The sequence below is a fragment of the Sodalis sp. RH14 genome (genome assembly GCF_047324285.1).
In the GTDB taxonomy this organism is placed as follows: domain Bacteria; phylum Pseudomonadota; class Gammaproteobacteria; order Enterobacterales; family Enterobacteriaceae; genus Acerihabitans.
In genome coordinates this window covers 4,426,877-4,446,383 of record NZ_CP178739.1, presented here as the reverse complement: position 1 = coordinate 4,446,383, position 19,507 = coordinate 4,426,877, and the positions used below count along the sequence as shown (strand labels likewise).

17 protein-coding genes are annotated in these 19,507 nt (G+C 60.1%); 5 read left to right on the top strand and 12 right to left on the bottom strand.

Translation table 11 applies throughout. The features are described from left to right. Positions 1 to 245: 245 nt before the first annotated feature. Positions 246 to 1,505: an MFS transporter gene (locus ACL2XQ_RS20285; protein WP_413721252.1), complete on the top strand. Its 1,260-nt coding sequence runs from the start codon at positions 246 to 248 to the stop codon at positions 1,503 to 1,505. Between the two features lie 25 nt (positions 1,506 to 1,530). Here ACL2XQ_RS20285 and ACL2XQ_RS20280 read toward each other — a convergent pair whose 3' ends face one another. Next, positions 1,531 to 2,469 carry a LysR family transcriptional regulator gene (locus ACL2XQ_RS20280; RefSeq protein ID WP_413721251.1) on the bottom strand — a complete coding sequence of 313 codons (939 nt, stop codon included), beginning with the start codon at positions 2,467 to 2,469 and terminating at the stop codon, positions 1,531 to 1,533. Between the two features lie 118 nt (positions 2,470 to 2,587). Here ACL2XQ_RS20280 and ACL2XQ_RS20275 point away from each other — a divergent pair, with 118 nt between their 5' ends. Next, positions 2,588 to 3,547, top strand: coding sequence for a quinone oxidoreductase family protein (locus ACL2XQ_RS20275; protein ID WP_413721250.1), 960 nt, complete (start codon positions 2,588 to 2,590; stop codon positions 3,545 to 3,547). Between the two features lie 34 nt (positions 3,548 to 3,581). Here the strand turns inward: ACL2XQ_RS20275 and ACL2XQ_RS20270 are convergent, their stop codons facing one another. The 5 genes from ACL2XQ_RS20270 to cecR are packed head-to-tail and all read right to left on the bottom strand — an operon-like array spanning position 3,582 to position 9,288. Beyond that, positions 3,582 to 4,688 (bottom strand): ABC transporter permease, encoded by a 1,107-nt coding sequence (locus ACL2XQ_RS20270; protein ID WP_410013883.1) that lies wholly within the window; start codon positions 4,686 to 4,688, stop codon positions 3,582 to 3,584. 9 nt (positions 4,689 to 4,697) lie between these two features. Further along, positions 4,698 to 5,840 (bottom strand): ABC transporter permease, encoded by a 1,143-nt coding sequence (locus ACL2XQ_RS20265; RefSeq protein ID WP_413739626.1) that lies wholly within the window; start codon positions 5,838 to 5,840, stop codon positions 4,698 to 4,700. Beyond that, a complete protein-coding gene (locus tag ACL2XQ_RS20260) occupies positions 5,827 to 7,569 on the bottom strand; it encodes an ATP-binding cassette domain-containing protein (RefSeq protein ID WP_413721248.1) in 1,743 nt (580 codons plus the stop codon). Before ACL2XQ_RS20260 ends, ACL2XQ_RS20265 begins: the two co-directional genes overlap by 14 nt. Then, positions 7,559 to 8,593, bottom strand: a complete 1,035-nt coding sequence (gene hlyD, locus ACL2XQ_RS20255) for a secretion protein HlyD (RefSeq protein ID WP_410013886.1) — start codon at positions 8,591 to 8,593, stop codon at positions 7,559 to 7,561. Before hlyD ends, ACL2XQ_RS20260 begins: the two co-directional genes overlap by 11 nt. Next, positions 8,590 to 9,288 (bottom strand): transcriptional regulator CecR, encoded by a 699-nt coding sequence (gene cecR / locus ACL2XQ_RS20250; RefSeq protein WP_410013887.1) that lies wholly within the window; start codon positions 9,286 to 9,288, stop codon positions 8,590 to 8,592. Before cecR ends, hlyD begins: the two co-directional genes overlap by 4 nt. A 304-nt stretch (positions 9,289 to 9,592) precedes the next feature. On the opposite strand from cecR, the gene bhsA reads away from it, so the two are divergent. Then, positions 9,593 to 9,850, top strand: coding sequence for a multiple stress resistance protein BhsA (gene bhsA / locus ACL2XQ_RS20245; protein ID WP_410013888.1), 258 nt, complete (start codon positions 9,593 to 9,595; stop codon positions 9,848 to 9,850). A 67-nt stretch (positions 9,851 to 9,917) separates the two neighbouring features. Here bhsA and ACL2XQ_RS20240 read toward each other — a convergent pair whose 3' ends face one another. The 4 genes from ACL2XQ_RS20240 to ACL2XQ_RS20225 form a co-directional block, all read right to left on the bottom strand. Continuing rightward, complete coding sequence (locus ACL2XQ_RS20240; protein WP_410013889.1) at positions 9,918 to 10,988, bottom strand: porin; 1,071 nt, start codon at positions 10,986 to 10,988, stop codon at positions 9,918 to 9,920. A gap of 879 nt (positions 10,989 to 11,867) precedes the next feature. Next, positions 11,868 to 12,701: an ABC transporter permease gene (locus ACL2XQ_RS20235; protein ID WP_410013890.1), complete on the bottom strand. Its 834-nt coding sequence runs from the start codon at positions 12,699 to 12,701 to the stop codon at positions 11,868 to 11,870. Beyond that, a complete protein-coding gene (locus tag ACL2XQ_RS20230) occupies positions 12,698 to 13,588 on the bottom strand; it encodes a glycine betaine/L-proline ABC transporter ATP-binding protein (protein WP_410013891.1) in 891 nt (296 codons plus the stop codon). The genes ACL2XQ_RS20235 and ACL2XQ_RS20230 overlap by 4 nt, the downstream gene beginning before the upstream one ends. A gap of 98 nt (positions 13,589 to 13,686) precedes the next feature. Continuing rightward, positions 13,687 to 14,634, bottom strand: a complete 948-nt coding sequence (locus ACL2XQ_RS20225) for a choline sulfate utilization transcriptional regulator (RefSeq protein WP_413727813.1) — start codon at positions 14,632 to 14,634, stop codon at positions 13,687 to 13,689. 106 nt (positions 14,635 to 14,740) lie between these two features. On the opposite strand from ACL2XQ_RS20225, the gene betC reads away from it, so the two are divergent. After that, positions 14,741 to 16,276: a choline-sulfatase gene (gene betC, locus ACL2XQ_RS20220; RefSeq protein WP_413739625.1), complete on the top strand. Its 1,536-nt coding sequence runs from the start codon at positions 14,741 to 14,743 to the stop codon at positions 16,274 to 16,276. 23 nt (positions 16,277 to 16,299) lie between these two features. Beyond that, the gene (choX, locus tag ACL2XQ_RS20215; protein ID WP_413739624.1) at positions 16,300 to 17,247 is read left to right on the top strand and encodes a choline ABC transporter substrate-binding protein; all 948 of its coding nucleotides are present in this window, start codon (positions 16,300 to 16,302) and stop codon (positions 17,245 to 17,247) included. 80 nt (positions 17,248 to 17,327) lie between these two features. Here choX and ACL2XQ_RS20210 read toward each other — a convergent pair whose 3' ends face one another. Together ACL2XQ_RS20210 and ACL2XQ_RS20205 are read right to left on the bottom strand one after the other, a co-directional pair. Further along, complete coding sequence (locus tag ACL2XQ_RS20210; RefSeq protein ID WP_410013895.1) at positions 17,328 to 18,437, bottom strand: alkylhydroperoxidase domain protein; 1,110 nt, start codon at positions 18,435 to 18,437, stop codon at positions 17,328 to 17,330. Then, positions 18,434 to 19,498 carry a putative FMN-dependent luciferase-like monooxygenase gene (locus ACL2XQ_RS20205; RefSeq protein ID WP_413740537.1) on the bottom strand — a complete coding sequence of 355 codons (1,065 nt, stop codon included), beginning with the start codon at positions 19,496 to 19,498 and terminating at the stop codon, positions 18,434 to 18,436. Before ACL2XQ_RS20205 ends, ACL2XQ_RS20210 begins: the two co-directional genes overlap by 4 nt. Positions 19,499 to 19,507: the final 9 nt, after the last annotated feature.

Genomic DNA, 19,507 nt, shown 5'->3' with positions numbered 1-19,507 from the left:
CAATGGAGAATGGCGCGGGGCGCCCGAGGCAATGACTGTTTACATAATCTTGATAAATGATACAAATCCACAATAAAAGTAAGAGTATTACGTGCTATAAACAAATAGTTAACAATTTAAAAACATATTATTCCGCTCTGTTCTCATCCGGGTAGCGGGGAACCCCCCGGCGGCATACCCAGGCCTGGCTTATTTTTTCCGGTGCCACCGTAAAGGTGACCGATTCAAAGATAGGACACTAACTTATGTTTAACTGGACCCCTACACAGCGCAACGTGGCATTCGCCTGTTTTGCCTGCTGGATGCTGGACGCCTTCGACTTTTTTATCCTGGTATTTGTGCTAAGCGATCTGGCCGCGTGGTTTAAAACCGATATCGCCAGCGTTTCCATCTCGATTATGCTGACCCTGGCGGTGCGTCCGTTGGGGGCGTTGCTGTTTGGCCGCCTGGCCGAGAAGTATGGCCGCCGGCCGATTCTCATGATCAACGTGCTGATGTTCTCGCTGTTTGAATTGCTGTCGGCCTGGTCGCCGACGCTGGCGCTTTTTATTGCCTTCCGGGTGGTATACGGCGTGGCGATGGGGGGCATCTGGGGCGTGGCCTCGTCACTGGCGATGGAAACCATCCCCGACAGGTCCCGCGGCCTGATGTCGGGCATCTTCCAGGCGGGATATCCCGCCGGTTACCTGCTGGCGGCGATTATTTTCGGCCTGTTTTTCGAGAGCGTCGGCTGGCGCGGCATGTTCCTGATCGGGGCGCTGCCGGTGCTGTTGCTGCCCTATATTTACTTCAAGGTGCCGGAATCGCCGGTATGGCTGGCGGCCAGGGAACGCAAGGAGAGCGTGGCGCTGCTGCCCATTATCCGCGCCCATTGGAAGCTCTGCCTCTATATGGTGGTGCTGATGGCCTGCTTTAACTTTTTCAGCCACGGCACCCAGGATCTTTATCCCACCTTTCTGAAAGTGCAGCACGGCTTTGCTCCCCATACCGTCAGCATCATCGCCATCGGCTACAATATCGCCGCCATGCTGGGCGGCATCTGTTTCGGCTCCCTGTCGGAAAAAATAGGGCGTAAAAAAGCGATGATCATCGCCTCCCTGCTGGCCCTGCCGGTGCTGCCGCTGTGGGCGTTCGCCAGCGGGTCGGTGCTGATAGGCCTGGGCGCGTTTCTGATGCAGTTTATGGTGCAGGGCGCCTGGGGCGTGGTGCCTACCTACCTGACGGAGCTGGTGCCCGCCAATTCGCGGGCGGTGCTGCCGGGCTTTGTGTACCAGCTGGGCAACCTGATTGCCTCGGTGAACGCCACGCTGCAGTCCCGTATCGCCGAAGCGCACGGCAATAACTACGGCCTGGCCATGGCCATGGTGGCGGGCACCGTGGCTATTCTGATCAGTATTCTGGTCAGCTTCGGGCGCGAAACGCAGGGCAAAACCATTTCCGGCTATGATAACGGCGGCGGCAGCGGCCGCCCGAAGGTGGAATCCGCCGCCGGCACGGGCAAATAAGGGCCAGGGGCCGCCGATGGCGGCTCTAGGGATAGCCGGGCCGGCTCTCCATGCCGGCAGCCGCCGGATTCGCCGGCGTGCGCCCCCAGAGCGCGGCCACCAGGGAGGCAATAAACAGTTCGAGTTTCAGTGGTTGCTGGCGGTCCGGCAAGGAAATCACATGCATGGGCCGCGGGATGGCCCGCCAGTCCGGCAGCACCTGGACCAGCCGGCCGGCGGCGATATCGTTGCCCAACAATATCTCGGCGTGCATCGCGATGCCAAAGCCTGCCAGGGCCGCCTGCCGCACGCTTTCACCTGAGTCGATGCGCAACCTTGGGTGAACCTCCACGCTGTCCTCCCCGCCAGGGCCGGTCAGCCGCCAGCGGCTATTGCCCTGCCATTGGCTGAAGCCAAAACAGTTATGTCCGCTCAGGTCGGCGGGACGCGCTGGGGCGCCATAACGGGCCAGATAATCCGGGGAGGCCGCCAGCACCAGGGTATAATCCGGCAGCCGACGGGCAATCACGCCATCACTGCCGATATCGCCGATACGGAAAACGGCGTCGAAATGCTCGTCTATCAAATCCACTTTACGGTCCGATAATACCACTTCAATCGTTATTTCCTGGTGTGACTGCATGAACCCGGTCAGCAGCGGGGTCAAGACATGATTGCCAAAGACGACCGGCGCGCTGATGCGCAGTTTCCCGGCGGGTTCGGTTAATAAATGATGCGTCAGCGCCTCGGCCTGCTCCGCGTCCGCCAGCAGGCGGCGGCAGCGTTCATAAAACAGCCTGCCGATTTCCGTTACGCCCTGCTGACGGGTAGTCCTGGCCAGCAGCCTGGCCTGCAATCGGCTTTCCAGGAAACGTATATGTTTGCCGACCATGGTGGGGGAGATGTTCATCTCGGCGGCGGCCAAGACAAAGCTGCCTTTTTCCACGACCTGGATAAATACCGCCATGCTGGTTAAACGGTCCATTAAAAACCCACGGTGTTTTATTAAACTATTTTATCGCTATTTATAGCATATAACCGCCATGGAATACTCCTGGTCATTACCCTGGGTGTTGCATGGAGGAAAGCGAATGCGGGCATTAATGTTTAATCGGTTTGGCGGGCCGGAAGTGTTGTTTTACGGTGATCACCCCACCCCCGCGGTGCCCGCGGGCGCCGTGCAGGTCAAGATGGCGGCGGCCGGACTTAATTTTGCCGATATTTATCGCCGGCGCGGGGACTATCCCCTGGCGGATCGCGCACCTCATATCGGCGGGTATGAGGGCGTCGGTTATGTGACGGCGGTCGGCGCGGAGGTGACCGGCTGGCATCTCGGGCAGCGGGTGGGTTTTGCCGACGTGCCGTTTGCCCATGCCACCCGGGTAAACGTGCCGGTCGACCGCGCCTTGAAACTGCCCGACGACATCGGTGATGTGGCGGCGGCGGCCATATTGTTGCAGGGCCTTACGGCGCAATACCTTATCAATGACAGCGTCAGGGTGGCGGAAAACGATCGGGTGCTGGTGCTGGCGGCCGCCGGCGGGGTGGGGCAACATTTGACGCGATTGATGAAGGCGCGCGGCGCCAGGGTCTACGCCGTGGCCTCGACGCGGGATAAACAGCGTATCTGCCTGGCTAACGGCGCCCTCGCCGCTTACGGTTATGACGATAACTGGGCGGAGCGTGTTCGTGAGGCGACGGGGGGCGGCGTGAAGTATGTGTTTGATTCCGTGGGCAGTACGCTCCCGAACAGTCTTGCGGCGTTGCATCCCGGCGGCAGGGTGGTGTTATTCGGCATGTCGGGCGGCGCGGCGCCCGCCTTAGCGCCTTCCAGCCTGATGATGGCGTCGAAAGGGGTGATCGGCGGCGATCTCTGGACCTATCTTGGCGACGGCGCGCAGCGCGCAAGCCGCGCCCGCGCCCTGTTTTCCGCCTGGCGGCGGGGATGGATCGCGCCGCCGGCCGTGGAGACCTTCCCTTTAAGCGCCGGGGCCGGGGCGCACCGGCGTCTGGAAGACCGCCATTTTGCCGGCAAGATTGTGCTGCTTGGGGAAGAGGACTGACGCAGGTGACGTCGGCCGCCGGTTACCGCTCCGCTCAGGCAATCTTGCGGCGGAACATCCAGTAGGCCGCGCTGCCGGTGGTGGCGGTGATCGCCAGCAACGGCCACAGGCTGTGCCAGATAATGGCGAAATCCGCATCCTTGAGGTAAATCTCTTTAATGATATCGGTAAAATGCCGCACCGGGTTTACCCAGGTCAGCGTTTGCAGCCACGACGGCATATTCTCCACCGGCGCGACATAACCCGACAGCAGGATGGCCGGCATGATAAACACAAACACGCCGATAAACGCCTGCTGCTGCGTCGAGCAAAGCGAGGAGATCAGCAGGCCGAACCCCACCAGCGACAGGCCGTAGATCAGCATGGTGCCGTAAAACAGCAGCAGCGAGCCGGCAAAGGGAATGCGGTACCCCAAAATGCCGATAATCAGCACGATGGACGCCTGGATACTGGCCACCACCAGCGCCGGCACCGCTTTGCCGACAAAAATCTGCCAGGTGGTCAGCGGCGAAACCAGCAGTTGATCCAGGGTCCCTTGCTCCCGCTCGCGCGCCACCGACAGCGAGGTGACGATCAGTACGCCGATGGTGGTGATCAGGGCAATCAATGACGGCACCACAAACCATTTATAATCCAGGTTGGGGTTATACCAGTTGCGTATCACCAGTTCGCTGTTATTGGGTTTAACCTGCCGCGCCGTCAGCTCCAGTTGGTAATCGCGGATAATCTGCTGGATATAGTTGGCCGCTATCTGCGCGCTGTTGGAGTTGCGCCCGTCCAGCAGCAACTGCAGCGGCGCTGGAATGCCGGCGGCCAGGTCGCGTGAGAATTGCGCCGGGAAACGCACCACCAGCAGGGCGCGCTGGTTATCCAGGGTGCTTTGGATCTGCTGCGGGCTGCGCAGCCATACCACCGCGGTAAAGGCTTTGGCCTTGGCGAAGCGCTGGGTCAGCTCCACCGAGGCCTGGCCGCTGTCCTCGCTGTAAACGGCGATGGTGGCATGGGTCACCTCAAGCGTGGCGGCAAACGGGAACAGCAGCACCTGCAGAATAACCGGCATGATCAGGATCGCCCGCGTTTGCGGCTCGCGCAGCAGCGACTGCAGTTCTTTGACGATAAGCGTCCATAAGCGATAGAACATAACCCTTCCTCAATCCAGCCTGCGTTTGGTTTTCCAGGCCGTCAGGCCGATAAATCCCACGGCGGACGCCACCAGGAACAAGGTATTCACGACTAAAATCCCGGCGACATTACCCGCCAGGAACAGGCTTTGCAGCGTGCTGACAAAATAGCGCGCCGGGATGATATAGGTCACCGCGCGCACCACGGCGGGCATGCTGTCTATCTGGAAAATAAAACCCGACAACATCACGGCGGGCAGGAACGCCGCGTTTAGCGCCACCATCGCGGCGTTGAACTGGTTGCGCGTCAGGGTGGAAATCAGCAGCCCCATCCCCAGGGTGCTGGCAAGAAACAGGCTGCTGATGCCGAACAGCACCGCCAGCGAACCGCGGAACGGCACGTCCATGACAAACACCGCCACCGCCATGCACAGCGCCATCGCCACCATTCCCAGCACGTAATAGGGCAGCAGCTTGGACAGCAGCAGTTCGCTTCGCGTCACCTGGGTGGAGAGCAGCGCCTCCATGGTGCCGCGCTCCCACTCGCGCGCTATCACCAGGGAGGTCAGGATGGCCCCGATCACCGTCATGATAATGGTGATGGCGCCGGGAATGATAAAATGCCGGCTGACCGCCGCCGGATTGAACCAATAGCGCACCTTGGCGTCGATCAGCTGATGAAAGGCGCGGCCCCGATCCTCGGCGCGCTGCTGCTGCCATATTTGCCAGATGCCCTGGGCATACCCCTGCACGAAATTGGCGGTATTGGGTTCGCTGCCGTCGGTAATCACCTGGATGGGCGCGCTGTTGCCGGTCCGGTCCATATTGATGTCGAAATCAACCGGGATCACGATCAGCCCGCGGATTTTTCCCGCCTGCATCAGCGCCACCAGCGCGCGGCGGTTATCGCTGATGGTCGGGGCGATATAGGGGGAGCCGGCAAAAGCCATGGCCAGGTCGCGGGCATCCTCGCTCTGCTGTTCCATCAGGATGCCCACGTGCAGGCGGCTGGAATCCAGGTTGATGCCGTAGCCGAAGATAAACAGCAGCATCAGGGGAATGACAAAGGCGATCAGGCCGCTGCTGGGATCGCGCAGGATCTGGCGCGTTTCCTTGTCGCACAGGGCGAGCAGCCGCCGCCAGGAGAACCGCGTAGCGTTATGCCGCGTCATTGCCGCCGTCCTTGTCAACGTTCTGCACCAGCGTGATAAACGCCTGTTCCATGGTGGGATTCGGCGTCTCCTGGTCTGCCGTTTGCAGTTTCAGCTCGTCCGGGGTGCCGCTGGCAATCAGCTTGCCGTGATACACCAGGCCGATCCTGTCGCAATATTCCGCCTCGTCCATAAAATGGGTGGTCACCATCACGGTGACGCCTTTTTCCACCATGCCGTTGATATGCAGCCAGAACTCACGCCGGGTGAGGGGGTCGACGCCGGAGGTGGGCTCATCAAGGAACAGGATATCCGGCTCGTGCATCAGCGAGCATGCCAGGGCGAGGCGTTGCTTAAATCCCAGCGGCAGCGCGTCGGGCGTCTGGTTGAAAATGGGGCCGAAATCGAACGCCTCGCTCATCTGCGCGATTTTCTGGCGCTGGCGCTTACCGTGCAATCCATAGACGCCCGAGAAAAACCGCAGGTTCTGCGCCACCGTCAGATTACCGTAGAGCGAAAATTTTTGCGCCATATATCCCAGGCGCTGGCGGGCTTTGCCGGAGCTGGTCTTCAAGTCCATTCCCAGCACCAGCGCCTGGCCCGCGGTGGGGATCAGCAGGCCGCACATCATTTTAAAAGTGGTGGATTTACCGGCGCCGTTCGGGCCCAGCAGGCCGAAAATTTCCCCCCGGGTCACCGTGAAATCCACGTTATCGGTCGCGGCAAAATCACCGAACCTCTTGGTTAGCCCCCGGGCCTCGATCACCGTTTCATGCCGGTCGCCGGTTACCTGCGGCATAATATCCGCCAGCGCCTGTTGGGTGGCCGGGCCGCCGCCCAGCAGATCGATAAAGGCATCCTCGAAACGCGGCGCCGTTTCCTCGATATCCGCATCGGACAAGCCGAGCGCCCGGCCCAGGCCCGACCGGTCGGCGTCTTTTTTCAGGATCAGGCGCACGGCTTTGCCCTGGATGACGCCGTCGCCTATTTGTTCCAGCCGCAGCGCGCGCCGCAGCAGCTGGCGGTTGGTGCCGGCGGCGTCATGGGCCAGCCACGTGCGGCCCGCCATGGTCGCCGTCAACGCTTTGGGCGCGCCGCTATAGATCAGTTCCCCTTGGTTCATCAGCAGCACCTCGCGGCACTGTTCCGCTTCGTCCAGGTATGAGGTGCTCCACAGGATCAGCATGCCGTCGTCGGCCAGTTCATGCACCATGCGCCACAGCTCGCGGCGGGAAATGGGATCCACCCCGACCCCCGGCTCGTCGAGCAACAGCACCTTGGGCTGGCCTATCAGCGTGCATGCCAGGCCGAGTTTTTGTTTCATTCCCCCCGACAGCTTGCCCGCCAGCCGGGTGGTAAAGGGCGCCAGCGCGGTAAAAGCCAGCAGGCGCTCGAAGGTGTGCCGGCGCTGTTCGCCGGTAATGCCGCGCAGGCTGGCGTACAGCGTCAGGTTTTCCATCACCGTCAGGTCTTCATACAGCCCGAACTTCTGCGGCATATAGCCAAGGATGGCGTGCAGGCCGGCGTCGTCGCCCACCGGATCCAATCCGGCCACGCGCAGGGTGCCCTGGCTTGGCGTCAGCAGGCCGGCCAGCATGCGCAGCAGCGTGGTCTTGCCCGCGCCGTCCGGGCCGACCAGCCCGGTGACCCCGCCGCTTTGCAGGGTGATGGTAAGGCTGGCCACCGCCGGTTTCGCCAGGGACGCAAAGCGTTTCTCCAGCGCATCCAGCACAATCTGGTTAGCGGGCATAAACATTCCCGCCGGCGGGCTGTGCCGCGGTTGGCTCCTGGCCGTCGGCGAAATCCAGGGTCACCGGCATGCCCTGGCGCAGCCGGTCGTCGGCATCGGTGACGATAATCCGCAGGCGATACACCAAATCGGTGCGCAGTTCCGGCGTTTCCACGTTTTTAGGCGTGAACTCCGCCGTCGGCGAGACAAAGCCGATTTTACCGTGATAGGCCTTGTCCGGCAGGCCGTCGGCGCGAATGATAATCCGGGTGCCGGGCACCGCCTGGTTGAGGTTGCGTTCATCGATATAGGCGCGCACCCACACCGGCCGCGTCAGGGAAAGGGTAAATACGGTGTCGCCGGCGCCAAGCATGCTGCCGACCTCCTGCGCCCGGGTCAGGATAGTGCCGCCCGAGGGCGCCGCCAGCATGGTATCGGTTGCATCCAGGGCGGCCTGGTCACGCGCCGCCTGCGCCTGGGCGAGATCCGCTTCGGCGGAGGCGATCTCCTGCGGCCGGTTGCCGGCCAGGTACTGTTGCAGCTTATCCCTGGCCGCCTGCAGGTTGGCCTTGGCCTGGTTGCTGGCGGTCAGCGCGTCCTCCAGCTGGTCGGCGGAAATGGCCCGTTTGGCCCAGGCGCCCTGCTGGCGATGGTAAAAACTGTCGGCATAATTGAAGGCGGCCTGCAACTGCGCCATCTGCGAGCGCACTTGGGCGATTTCTTCGTTGCGATACCCGGAGCGGGATAAATCCAGTTTGGCCCTGGCGCTGTCCACATTGGCCTGGGCCTGCGCGAGGGCGTTGCGATACGGCGCATCGTCCAGTTTCGCCAGCACCTGGCCGGGATGCACCACATCGCCTTCATCCACCGCCAACTGAGCCAGACGGCCGCCGACGCGGAAACCAAGGTTAACGGTGCGGATATCCACATTGCCGTAAAGGGTCAACGGCCGGTTTTGCTGGCGGTGGTAGTACATGACGCCATAGATCGCCGCGCCCAGCAGCGCGATAACGATGACGGCCGCGGTGATACTTTTTTTATTCATGATTTTTTGCCTGTGTGGCCGGCCTGTTCGGCCCGCAATCCATGAAGGAACCAATCGATATGCTGTGTCAGCACCTGGTTGATCTGGGTAACCTGCGCCGGGCCCAGGTCGCTCCATCCGGTGCGCAGCAGGATGGTTTCCCGCGCCAGCCGGAACGCCAGCACTTCGCCCAGCAGGGCATGCGTGTGGACGATGGTGGCGACCGACAGCGGATCGCAGCCGGTAAAACCCGCCACCAGCCGGGTGATGCGCTGATGCATCGGCGCAATCGCCTGCTGGTGGATAATGGCGTAGGCCCCAGTGGGGGAGAGCTGCTCCCGCGAGATGATTTTACTCAGATTCAGCGTTTCGCTGCGGGCCAGCAGCCCGGTCATGGTCAGCAGGGACTCATGCAGATAACGCCGGCACTGCCCGGCATCCACCTCCGGCTGCGCCAGCAGCGCATCAATTTGTTGCGCCTGTGAATGCAGGGACTGGGCGATAAAATCCGCAATCCATTGCGCGACCGCCAGGTACAGCCCTTCCTTGGAGCCGAAATAATAAAAAATCGCCGCGATATTTTGCCCGGACAACTGGGCGATTTCGCGCGTGGTGGCGGTTTGCGGGCCTTTTTCGCCAAATAAGGTAATGCCGGCGGCGATCAGCTGGGCTTTCGCCTGTTCGCCGCGCGCGGTGGGGGCCGGAGAAGGGGGCATGGTGGCTCCAATAAAATAAGTCAAACGTTTGATTAACTTTAACCCCCGCCCGGTTCGCTGTAAAGGACCGCCGTGATTTATTTAGGCGGCTGGCCGCGTCAAGGATGACGTTTCCTGACCGGGGAAACAAACAGACACGGCGATGCCAACATATTCACCGGTCTTTACAGTACTTTAGGTAATTAGTTAATGATTGATAAAATATTACTTGATCTGCAGCGCCAAGATGTCTATTATTTACTTATCGAACGTTAACAAATTAACGTCCAGTCCATTAATGCTTCATACCATGAGAACAGACATTATGAAAAACCTGACACTTGCCATCGCAGCCATCGTATTCAGCACCGTTTCCGCCGGCGCCTTCGCCGCCCAGGAAGTCACCAGCCGTCCCGCCGGCGAACATTCCATCGGCGTGGTATCGTCATCCACCACCAGTAACCTGTCCGATCTGGAATCCCAGCTGGCCGCCAAGGCCGATGCCGCCAACGCCACCTCGTATCGTATTATCGGCGCCGGCGGTAATGACACCCTGCGCGGCAGCGCCGAGCTGTATAAATAAGCTCAACGTAAAAAAACAGCATAAAAAAAGCGGCCGCAGGGCCGCTTTTTTTTGCGTTTGATAAACCTTAGAACTGATAGGTCAAGCCCAGGCCGACCTGGTCATCGTCGGCGATGCCCAGCTTATTGTCTTCGCTGAGACGGTTGATTTTATAATCAACATACGCATTGATATTCTTGTTGAAGAAATAGGTCAGGGACGCGTCATAGTATTTCACCAGATCGACATCGCCGATGCCTTCAACATCGCTGGCCTTGGACTGGAAGTAACCGAACATCGGTTTCAGGCCAAAATCGAACAGATAAGAAGCGATGGCTTCGAAGTTCTTGGTTTTATTGGCGTAGCCGCCGGTGATCGGGGTGTAGTTATGCGTTTCGCCGTACAACGCGGCGGCATAGACGCCGGAATTGTCATATTTCAAGCCGCCCGCCCAGACGTCGGCTTTGTCGCCGTTACCGAGAGCCAGGCTGTTTTGCGGCTGGGTGCGGTTGGACGAGGCATAAGTGCCGAGTACCGACAGGCCGAAATCAAAGGTATAAGACGCCGATGCGCCGTAACCGTCGCCGTTGGATTTGTTGGCGGCACGGGCGTTACCGGAATTTTCGTCGTTGGCGCCCTGGTATTGCAAGCCAAATTTCAGACCGTCGACCAGGCCGAAGAAGTTGTTGTTGCGATAAGTGGCCACGCCGGTGGTACGGCCGCCCATAAACACGTCGGCGGCGCTGTAGGTCAGGTCATCGAAGATTGGCGCGGTATCGGTTATCGCCGCGACATCATAAGCGATGCCCCAGTTGCGGCCGTAGTCGATTGAGCCGTAGTCTTTCAGTTTCAAGCCGGCAAAGCCCAAACGGGTTTTGGTGCCGGTCAGCGCGTCGGTGCCGCCTTCAGTATGGTTGGCCTGAACATTGTATTCCCATTGGCCGTAACCGGTCAAGGTGTCGTTAATCTGGGTCTGGCCTTTGAAGCCAAAACGCATGTAACTTTGGTCGCCGTCAATGGTCTTATTGTCACTAAAATAGTGGCGGGCGCGCACGCTGCCGTACAGATCCAGCTTGTTGCCGTCTTTGTTATAAATTTCCGCGGCGTGCAGAGCTGGGGCAATCAATGTCGCTAAAACGGCCAATGCTATCTTCTTCATTCCTGTTTTTCCTTACCAAATACTCTCGAGTTTATAAAAAGGACTCAACCTTTTGATGGCTGATGTCCTGAGCTAACCAGCATTTATAATTTAAAAATAAAAGCTAAGAGAACGCGCAATGCTAATTTAAATATCACCCTGTGGACCGATTTTGCAGGATAGTAGCAGCAAAATCGTCACGAAGATTGTGAACTTTTCATTAAAGTAGGAATCTACCTATCATAGAGCGCTATGCCGCGCGGTACGCTACCTTAACTTGTCATACAGATTTAAAAGTTGAGAGCCATCACAAAACCCTTTTTTTATTTAAGGGTTTAAACCAATGGCCGTATCAAGCTACCTTCCGGCCGGTGATGAGCGCTGCTTAAGTCAAATCCGCGGTCAAAAAGAGCCTGGCCAGCATCAGTACTGCTCGTCTCTGATGCCCCGCGTGGCAGCCAGCCAGATCGAAATTGGTATAATACATTTTACCCGGGCCAGCACCGCGCGCGGCAAGGAGTCATTGTCCGTGCCGTTATTGCCTCGCTGTAAATAACACTTGTCAAGATAATATTTATCATTTGTATAACAATTGTCGCGACAATACGGCAGTAGCAAAACTTATCCGAATACAGCCGCCTTAAAGTTAACTTATCTTAAATTAACCGGACAATCCGTTTTTGCCTGTGCCCGTACGCCGCTTACTTTGCATTATCATGACAAAATAAACAAAGTGTTTTTTTTGATATAGATATTACCTATCACAGCATAATAACCCTTTACTCGCCGCACAGCCTGGGCATAACCACCATAAAACATTGTCAATTTGCCCAACGTTGATTAAGTAAAAAAAGCATATCGTTATTTAGCTAATAGTAACCATGATTAATAATATGCTTATTATTTAACTCCAGGCTCCCGCACCAGGCTCGCCGAGAGCCGGTCCAACAGCATGGCCATCAGCACCACCGCCATGCCGCTTTGCAGCCCCTGGCCGATGTCCAGCTGCTGGATGCTGGTCAATATATCGTTGCCAAGACCGCCGGCGCCGACCATGGAGGCGATAATCACCATCGACATCGCCATCATGATGGTTTGGTTTACCCCGGCCATAATGGCCGGCAGCGCATTGGGCAACTGTACCTTCCATAATAGCTGCCGGCGGGTGCAGCCAAACGCCAGGCCGGCTTCCACCAGGCTTTTGTCCACCTGACGGATGCCCAAATCGGTTAAGCGGACCACCGGCGGCATGGCGAACAGTACGGTGGCGAAAATGCCCGGCGGACGGCCGAGGCCAAACAGGATCGTGGCGGGGATCAGGTAGACGAAGGCGGGCATGGTTTGCATAAAGTCCAGCATCGGCCTGACAAGCTGGCCCGCCCGGTGCCGCCGGGCTATCATAATCCCCAGGGGAATGCCGGCGAGCAGGCTGAATAACGTTGACGCCAGGGTGAGCGCAAGCGTGACCACGGCATGTTCGCTGTAGCCGCTATAAATGATATACAGCATCGCCAGGGCGCTGAACACGGCGAACCCCTTGCCGACGCGCCACAGGCTCAATCCCACCGCAATCACGGCCAACCCCCAGGGCGAAAGCCAGCCCAGGCCCAGCTCAAGGGCGCCGGCAACCGTGTCGATCACCTTGGCCACCGCGTCAAAAAATCCGCCGCAGTGTTCCAGCAGGTAACGCACGCCCGCGTCGATCTGCGCGCTGAAATCAACCGTTCCGGTCATGGGCGGGACTCCCGGTGCGCGGGTGACTGGCCGCTGAACGCGCCGGCATAATCTTCGGCCAGGACGAAACGCGATGTATCGACGCCGGAGAAAAAACGGCGCACGTAGGCGTTTGCCGGCGCATTGACGATTTGCTCGGCGGTGCCGATCTGGATGACCCGGCCCTGCTGCATAATGGCAATGCGGCTGCCGATACGCAGCGCCTCCTCGATATCGTGAGTGACAAAAATGACCGTTCGCCGCTGGCCGGCCTGCAGGCGCAGCAGCAGTTCCTGCATTTCGCGGCGGTTGATGGGATCGAGCGCGGAAAACGCCTCGTCCATCAACAGCAGCGTGGGATTGACCACCAGCGCGCGCGCCAGGCCGACCCGCTGCTGCATGCCGCCGGACAGCTGATGCGGCAGTTGTCCCGCCACCTGCGCCAGCCCCACCTGCGCCAATACCGCCAGCGCCTGCTTATGGCGCTGCGCCGTGCCGACACCGGCCAGCTCCAGCCCGAAGGCGGCGTTATCCAATACGCTGCGTCTCGGCAGCAGGGCGAAAGACTGGAACACCATGCCCATTTCATGCCGGCGCAGCTGGATAAGCGCGGTTGCCGATAGCCCCGATAGCGGTTGTCCGCTGAAAAACACCTCGCCGGCGCTGGGTGTTATCAGGCGATTGAGGGTACGCAGAAGGGTGGATTTGCCGGAGCCGGATAAGCCGACGATGACAAAGATCTCGCCGCGATAAATATCCAGCGAAATATTGTTTAACGCCACCGAGCAGCCAAATTGGGTAAATATGTCGGCAGGGTCCATGCCCTGTTGCAAACGCGACAGGGCATGCCGGTCGCCGTCGCCGAATATTTTATACAGCCCGTCAATTTTTATCAGCGTTTCATTCATCAGATTTTATTTTTTGCCATGTCCCAACCATAAGCACAGGCTATAAGAAAAAAGAACGGCGCAATAAAATATTATCGTCTGAGTTATAACTAAATGGTTTAAACCAATTGACCGTAATGGGCGTTATTTTCCTCATGCTGTTTAAAACTGAACGATTCACGGATTAACCATTTTTTAACTTTCTGGTAAAGCAGGCGATTATTTCCCCGCTCCGGCTGAATTAAATAATAACCGCGCCCGGTTTTTAATTGCGGCCCGCAGACGATCAGTTCGCCGCTATCCAGGAATTGATCCACCAGCGGCTTCCAGCCCAGCGCCACGCCCTGGCTTTTCAGCGCCGCCTGGATGACCAGCGAATAGGCGTTGAAGGTCAGGGAGGTCACGCCGTCGTCCGGCTCCACGCCCTGGCCGCGAAACCAATCCTGCCAGCTCAGCCAGCGCCGGGGCAGGGTATCGGGCAGGTTGAGCAGCGCCAGCGCCAGCAGGTCCCGGGCCGCAGCCGGCCTGCCGAACTGCTGGAAAAACAGTGGGCTGCATACCGGCACCACCAGTTCGGGAAACAGCATATCGCTGTGGCAGCCGGGGATCTGGCCGTCGCCAAACGAGATGCCCAGATGGGCGCTGCTGTCGCGCAGGGAGAACTCGTTGGGCGAGGTGGATATCTGCACATCGACATTGGGGATCAGCTGTTGCAACTGGTCCAGGCGCGGCAGCAGCCAGTAGCTGGCAAAACCCATATCCGTATCGATGCGCAGCACATCCCGTTGTTTTTTCAGCTGTATTTTTTCTATTTGCTGACTGATCTCCTGCAGGCTGGCGCGTACGATCTGGTAAAGCTGCTCCCCGGTGTCGGTCAGGGCCACGCCGCGGTGGCGCCGTTCGAACAGCGTGGCGCCTAATTGATTTTCCAATAAATTGATGCGCTGGCTCACCGCCGGCTGTGACGAACCTAATTCCTTCGAGGCGGCGGTAAAATTAAGATGACGCGCCGCCGCTTCAAAAACAGTCAGCGCCTGTAACGGCGGCAGCCGGAAATTGTTTGCCATAACGTCCCCTTATAGACCGATAAGAAATTAACCGGTTCACAGCAAAATATATTTGTGCGATAAAAATAACATTGAGCTGTAAATTTATTTAAAGCGAAATTTAACTATGCTTAGCAAAAAACCGAATATTGTTATTCTTATGGCCGATCAGCTTGCCGCCGGCGCGCTTTCCGCTTATGGAAATAATGTCAGCAAAACCCCGAATATAGACAGACTGGCGCGCGAAGGCGTGGTATTTACCTCCGCGTATTGCAATAGTCCATTATGCGCGCCATCGCGCGCGTCGCTGATGACCGGCCAGTTAATTTCCCGTAACGGCGTATACGATAATGCGGCGGAATTTCGCGCCGAGAGTCCGACATTCTGCCATTATCTGCGGCAGGAAGGCTATCGCACCTACCTGGCCGGCAAAATGCATTTTTGCGGGCCGGATCAGTTGCACGGGTTTGACGAACGGCTGACCACCGATATCTACCCAGCGGATTTCGGCTGGACGCCGGACTGGCGTCATCCTGAACGCCGGCTGGACTGGTATCACAATATGAGTTCGGTACTGGACGCGGGAGAATGTATCCGCACCAACCAGCTGGATTTTGACGACGAGGCCCTGTTCCACACCCGGCAAAAGCTGTTTGATCTGGCCAGGCGGGACGACGGCCGGCCCTTCCTGCTGATGATGTCACTCACGCATCCCCACGATCCCTTCGCCATCCCGCGCCGTTATCTGGATCGCTATCGCCCCCAGGATATCGACCTGCCCAGGGTGGCGGCGGGGGACGCGCCGCCGGACGCGCATTCGCAGCGGCTGCGCGCCATGTACCAGCTGACCGACGGGCTGCTGGATGATGACCACATCCGCCGGGCGCGCCATGCCTATTACGGCGCCCTGGCCTATGTCGACGATCGCTTCGGCGAGGTGCGCGACACCCTGGATGCCACCGGCCTGGCCGACGACACCATTATCATCCTTATCTCCGATCATGGCGAAATGCTCGGCGAGCGCGGCCTGTGGTACAAAATGAGTTTTTTTGAAGGCGCGTCGCGCGTGCCGATGATCATCCACGCCCCCGGCCGCTTTGCGCCCCGGCGCGTTGAGCAGAACGTGTCGCTGGCCGACCTGCTTCCGACATTGCGCGAGCTGGCCCATGGCCGGCCGCTGACGGAAGAGGAGCAGGCCGCGCCCCTGGACGGCCGCAGCCTGGCGCCGCATCTGCGCGGCGAAGCGGGACCGGACGGGGTTTACGGCGAATATCTGGCGGAGGGCGCGCTGGCACCGATGGTGATGATCCGGCGCGGACCGTGGAAATTCATCGCCGCCCTGGGGGAACCCGATCAGCTCTACAATTTGCGCCAGGATCCCCTGGAACTGGCCAATCTGGCGTTATCGCCGGCGTTTGCGCCGCAGCTGCGGCAGTTTCAGCAGGAAGCGCAGGCGCGCTGGAACCTTCCCGATTTGAACCAGCGGATCTTAAGCAGCCAGCGCGCCAGGCTGTTCCTGACCGGGGCGCTGGGGCGGGACGGCGCGCCCGACTGGGATTATCAGCCCTGGCAGGACGCCAGCCACCGGTTTATCCGTAACCACCAATCCCTGGACGAGCAGGAGGCGCTGGCGCGCTATCCGCGCCCGCCTTCAACGCTCTGATACTGTTACCTGTGAGGAAGATTATGCGCGTGCACGCCGCTGTTGTTGCCTTGGGGCTATCGCTTGCGATGGGCCTGCCGATCCCAACCCGCGCCGCCGGGGAGGCCGATTGTCAAACGGTGAATATGTCCGATCCCGGCTGGTCCGATATCGCCGCCACCAACGCGGTCGCCGGGGTCCTGCTGCAGGGCCTGGGCTATCGCCAGCAGGTGCAGAATCTCTCGGTGGCCCTGGCTTACCAGGGCTTGAAGACCGGGCAACTGGACGTGTTCCTCGGCAACTGGATGCCGGCGCAGCAGCCGGTGATTGAAAAATACACCCGCGACGGCGCGGTCAAGGTGGTGGGCGCCAACCTGGGCAGCGCTAAATTTACCCTGGCGGTACCGGACTATGTGGCGCAGGCCGGGGTAAAGGATTTTGCCGACCTGGAAAAATATGCCGACCGGTTCGATCATAAAATTTATGGTATTGCCCCCGGCGCGCCCGCCAACCAGAACATTAAGAACATGCTGGATAAGCATGATTTCAACCTGACCGGCTGGACGCTGGTGGAATCAAGCGAAAGCGGCATGCTGGCCCAGGTCGGGCGCGCGGTGGGCAAGCAGCAGTGGATAGTGTTCCTCGGCTGGGAGCCGCATGCCATGAATACCCACTATAAGCTGACCTATCTGAGCGGGGGCGATCGTTATTTCGGGCCGAATTACGGCAGCGCCACCGTGAATACCGTCACGCGTAAGGATTTTGCCGCCCAATGCCCCAATACCGGCCGGCTGTTTACTCAATTGACGTTTAACGTCGACTTAGAAAACCGGATAATCAAACGGGTGCTGGATGATAAGCAGACCGCCAATGAGGCGGCCGCGGCGGAGCTTAAGCAACATCCGGAACTGCTGGAACGCTGGCTGGACGGCGTTACCACACGCCAGGGTCAGCCGGGGCTCGCCGCGGTGCGCCAAGCGCTGCAGCTCTAGCCGGCAGCGCGGCCTGCGCCGCACCGGCGGCTCTCCGGACCGCCCGCGCCCCAGTGCTCGGGCGGTTGTGCTTACCGCGGTTATTCGTCGAAGGGTTCCCCCAGCGTCAGCATCAGCCGGTTGGCCCAGGCGAAAAACGCGGTGGCCTGCACCAGATCCAGCAGCGCCAAATCGCTTAATCCCAATTCGCGCAGCCGCGCCAGCTGTTGCTCCCCCGCCACGGCCGGGGTGGCGGACAGGGCGGCGGCGAAATCAATTATTGCCTGCCAGCGCGGCGACTGGCCGCTGCTGAGCACCGAACCCGGCGGCGTGTCCAGCAGCCGCTGTATGTCGTCCGGCTGCTTGGACAGCTGCCCGGCCTTGCGGGCGTGTACCGAGGCGCAATAGATGCAGCCATTGACTTTGCTGGCCACCGCCGCGGCCAGCTCCCGCTCTTTACGCGCCAGGCCGCCGGAAGTATAAAAAATACCTTTGTCGGTCAGCGTTCGCTGTTCAAGCACCGGCAGGTTGCGCCCCAGCAGCCGGAAATAGTCGGAGTCGGCATGGCCGTTGTTCACCAGCACACTTTGCTGCTGCGGGGTGAATTCGGTTAATTTTTTGGCGGCGAGCCAGGGCTCCCAGCCCAGCTCCCGCTGGGTAAACGCCAGGGGAGCGGTACGCCCGCCGCGGGTGGTGCCCCCGGTACGCCAGCGTCCCGCCGGCGCCGCCTGATCCGACGGCGTATCCACCGGCCGCTGGTTTATCAGCCGGTAGCCGCGCAGCAGACGGCTTTGGAAACTGACAAACGCGACCAGCTGCGACAAGGTCACGATGGCGTCAAGGGACCACCCCGCCCGCCGCAAATCCGCCAGATGTTCCGCGGCGGCGGCGGCGGGACGATGGCTGAGCAACTGGGCATGGACCAGCGCCGCCTCAAGCCTGGCGCTGCCGGCGGCCGGCGCGGCCTGCCGGAGCGCATAAAAGTCGGCCAGGCGGCTGTCGCCATGCCATAACGCGACCTGCCGCGCGACCTCCAGCCGCTCCGGCAGGGAAAAATCAATGCCGTCGCCGGCGGTGAACAGCGCCTGGTAACTGCCCTGAATATGACGGGTCGCCGCGTCGCGGGTAATACGCGCCGCCGCCAGGGGGGAATCCGGCGCAATCTCCGCCAGGTGGTCGAGTATATCCTCGTTTGCCAGGGTATCGGTCATAGCCTCTCCTGTGAAGAACATGTGGGGGTGCGGTAATCCGGCGCCTCGGCGCTGCGTTGCGCCGAGGGTGTCCAGCCCAGTCCGGGCGCCACCTCCTGGGCGATAAGCTCCAGCGAGCGCAAAATGTCAGCATGGGGCGGGTCGATGGAGTGGACCTGGAAAGCCAAATCGGTCACCCGCGCCAGGGCGGTATCCTGCCGCAGCGTCGCCAATACCCGATCGGGGGTGCCGAGATGGACGTCAAAGGCGGCGATAAGATCATCCAGGCGATCGCCCCGAGGGGACTGTCCGGCGGCGCGGGCGTTTTCCGCCTGGCGGCGCAGCCCTTTTTCCGCCAACCGGCGCGCCAGGTCGCCGTCGTCGGCGGCAAACGCGGTGCGGGAACCAAGGATGCGCGGCGCGACGCCGTCGGGCAAGGCGTCCAGATAAGCGTCGATAATGGGATTCTGGATGGCATCCAGCGGCATGTCGGGCGTATGTTCGGGACGGGGCTGGGTGCGCGAGAGCATCAGGCCGTCGCCGGCGGCGCCGGCGCGGGCGCCGCCGTCAACCGAAAACGTCGCCTGCCATACCCTTCCCGCCAGGTGCGGGGCGGCCGGATACAGCCGGTTGCCGCCGGCGCCGATCTCCTCCCCGCGCCAGGCCGCCAGCAGGATGGCCAGGTTGGCGCCGAAAGCGGCGCCGCGCTCGCTGCTTTGCAGGCCGAACGGCGGAAAAGAAGACGGCGTGCCGCCGGAGCCCAGGCCGATCTCCAGGCGTCCGTCCGCCAGGAGATCCAGCACCGCGGTATCTTCCGCCACCCGCAGCGCCAGCTCCATCGGCAGGGTGATGACGCCGGTGCCCAGGCGGATACGGCGCGTTAACGCCGCCACGTGCGCCAGAAATACCAGCGGCGCGGGCAGGCCGCCCTCGGCTTCATGAAAGTGATGTTGGGCCACCCAGGCGGTGTCGAAACCAAGGGTTTCGGCATGCGCAATCTGCTCGGTCGCCAGACGATACCGTTGCCGTGGATTAACCTCATCCAGCAGCCGGGTAAAAAAACCTAATCGTTTACCGCCGATAGTGTTATT

Coding starts and splice junctions, on each gene's coding strand:
- cecR (WP_410013887.1), bottom strand. CDS start 9,288: ATGCCCCCTTCTCCGGCCCCCACCGCGCGCGGCGAACAGGCGAAAGCC.
- ACL2XQ_RS20225 (WP_413727813.1), bottom strand. CDS start 14,634: ATGGCAAACAATTTCCGGCTGCCGCCGTTACAGGCGCTGACTGTTTTT.
- ACL2XQ_RS20265 (WP_413739626.1), bottom strand. CDS start 5,840: ATGACGCGGCATAACGCTACGCGGTTCTCCTGGCGGCGGCTGCTCGCC.
- bhsA (WP_410013888.1), top strand. CDS start 9,593: ATGAAAAACCTGACACTTGCCATCGCAGCCATCGTATTCAGCACCGTT.
- hlyD (WP_410013886.1), bottom strand. CDS start 8,593: ATGAATAAAAAAAGTATCACCGCGGCCGTCATCGTTATCGCGCTGCTG.
- choX (WP_413739624.1), top strand. CDS start 16,300: ATGCGCGTGCACGCCGCTGTTGTTGCCTTGGGGCTATCGCTTGCGATG.
- ACL2XQ_RS20260 (WP_413721248.1), bottom strand. CDS start 7,569: ATGCCCGCTAACCAGATTGTGCTGGATGCGCTGGAGAAACGCTTTGCG.
- ACL2XQ_RS20240 (WP_410013889.1), bottom strand. CDS start 10,988: ATGAAGAAGATAGCATTGGCCGTTTTAGCGACATTGATTGCCCCAGCT.
- ACL2XQ_RS20230 (WP_410013891.1), bottom strand. CDS start 13,588: ATGAATGAAACGCTGATAAAAATTGACGGGCTGTATAAAATATTCGGC.
- ACL2XQ_RS20280 (WP_413721251.1), bottom strand. CDS start 2,469: ATGGACCGTTTAACCAGCATGGCGGTATTTATCCAGGTCGTGGAAAAA.
- ACL2XQ_RS20285 (WP_413721252.1), top strand. CDS start 246: ATGTTTAACTGGACCCCTACACAGCGCAACGTGGCATTCGCCTGTTTT.
- ACL2XQ_RS20270 (WP_410013883.1), bottom strand. CDS start 4,688: ATGTTCTATCGCTTATGGACGCTTATCGTCAAAGAACTGCAGTCGCTG.
- ACL2XQ_RS20235 (WP_410013890.1), bottom strand. CDS start 12,701: ATGACCGGAACGGTTGATTTCAGCGCGCAGATCGACGCGGGCGTGCGT.
- ACL2XQ_RS20275 (WP_413721250.1), top strand. CDS start 2,588: ATGTTTAATCGGTTTGGCGGGCCGGAAGTGTTGTTTTACGGTGATCAC.
- ACL2XQ_RS20210 (WP_410013895.1), bottom strand. CDS start 18,437: ATGACCGATACCCTGGCAAACGAGGATATACTCGACCACCTGGCGGAG.
- betC (WP_413739625.1), top strand. CDS start 14,741: ATGCTTAGCAAAAAACCGAATATTGTTATTCTTATGGCCGATCAGCTT.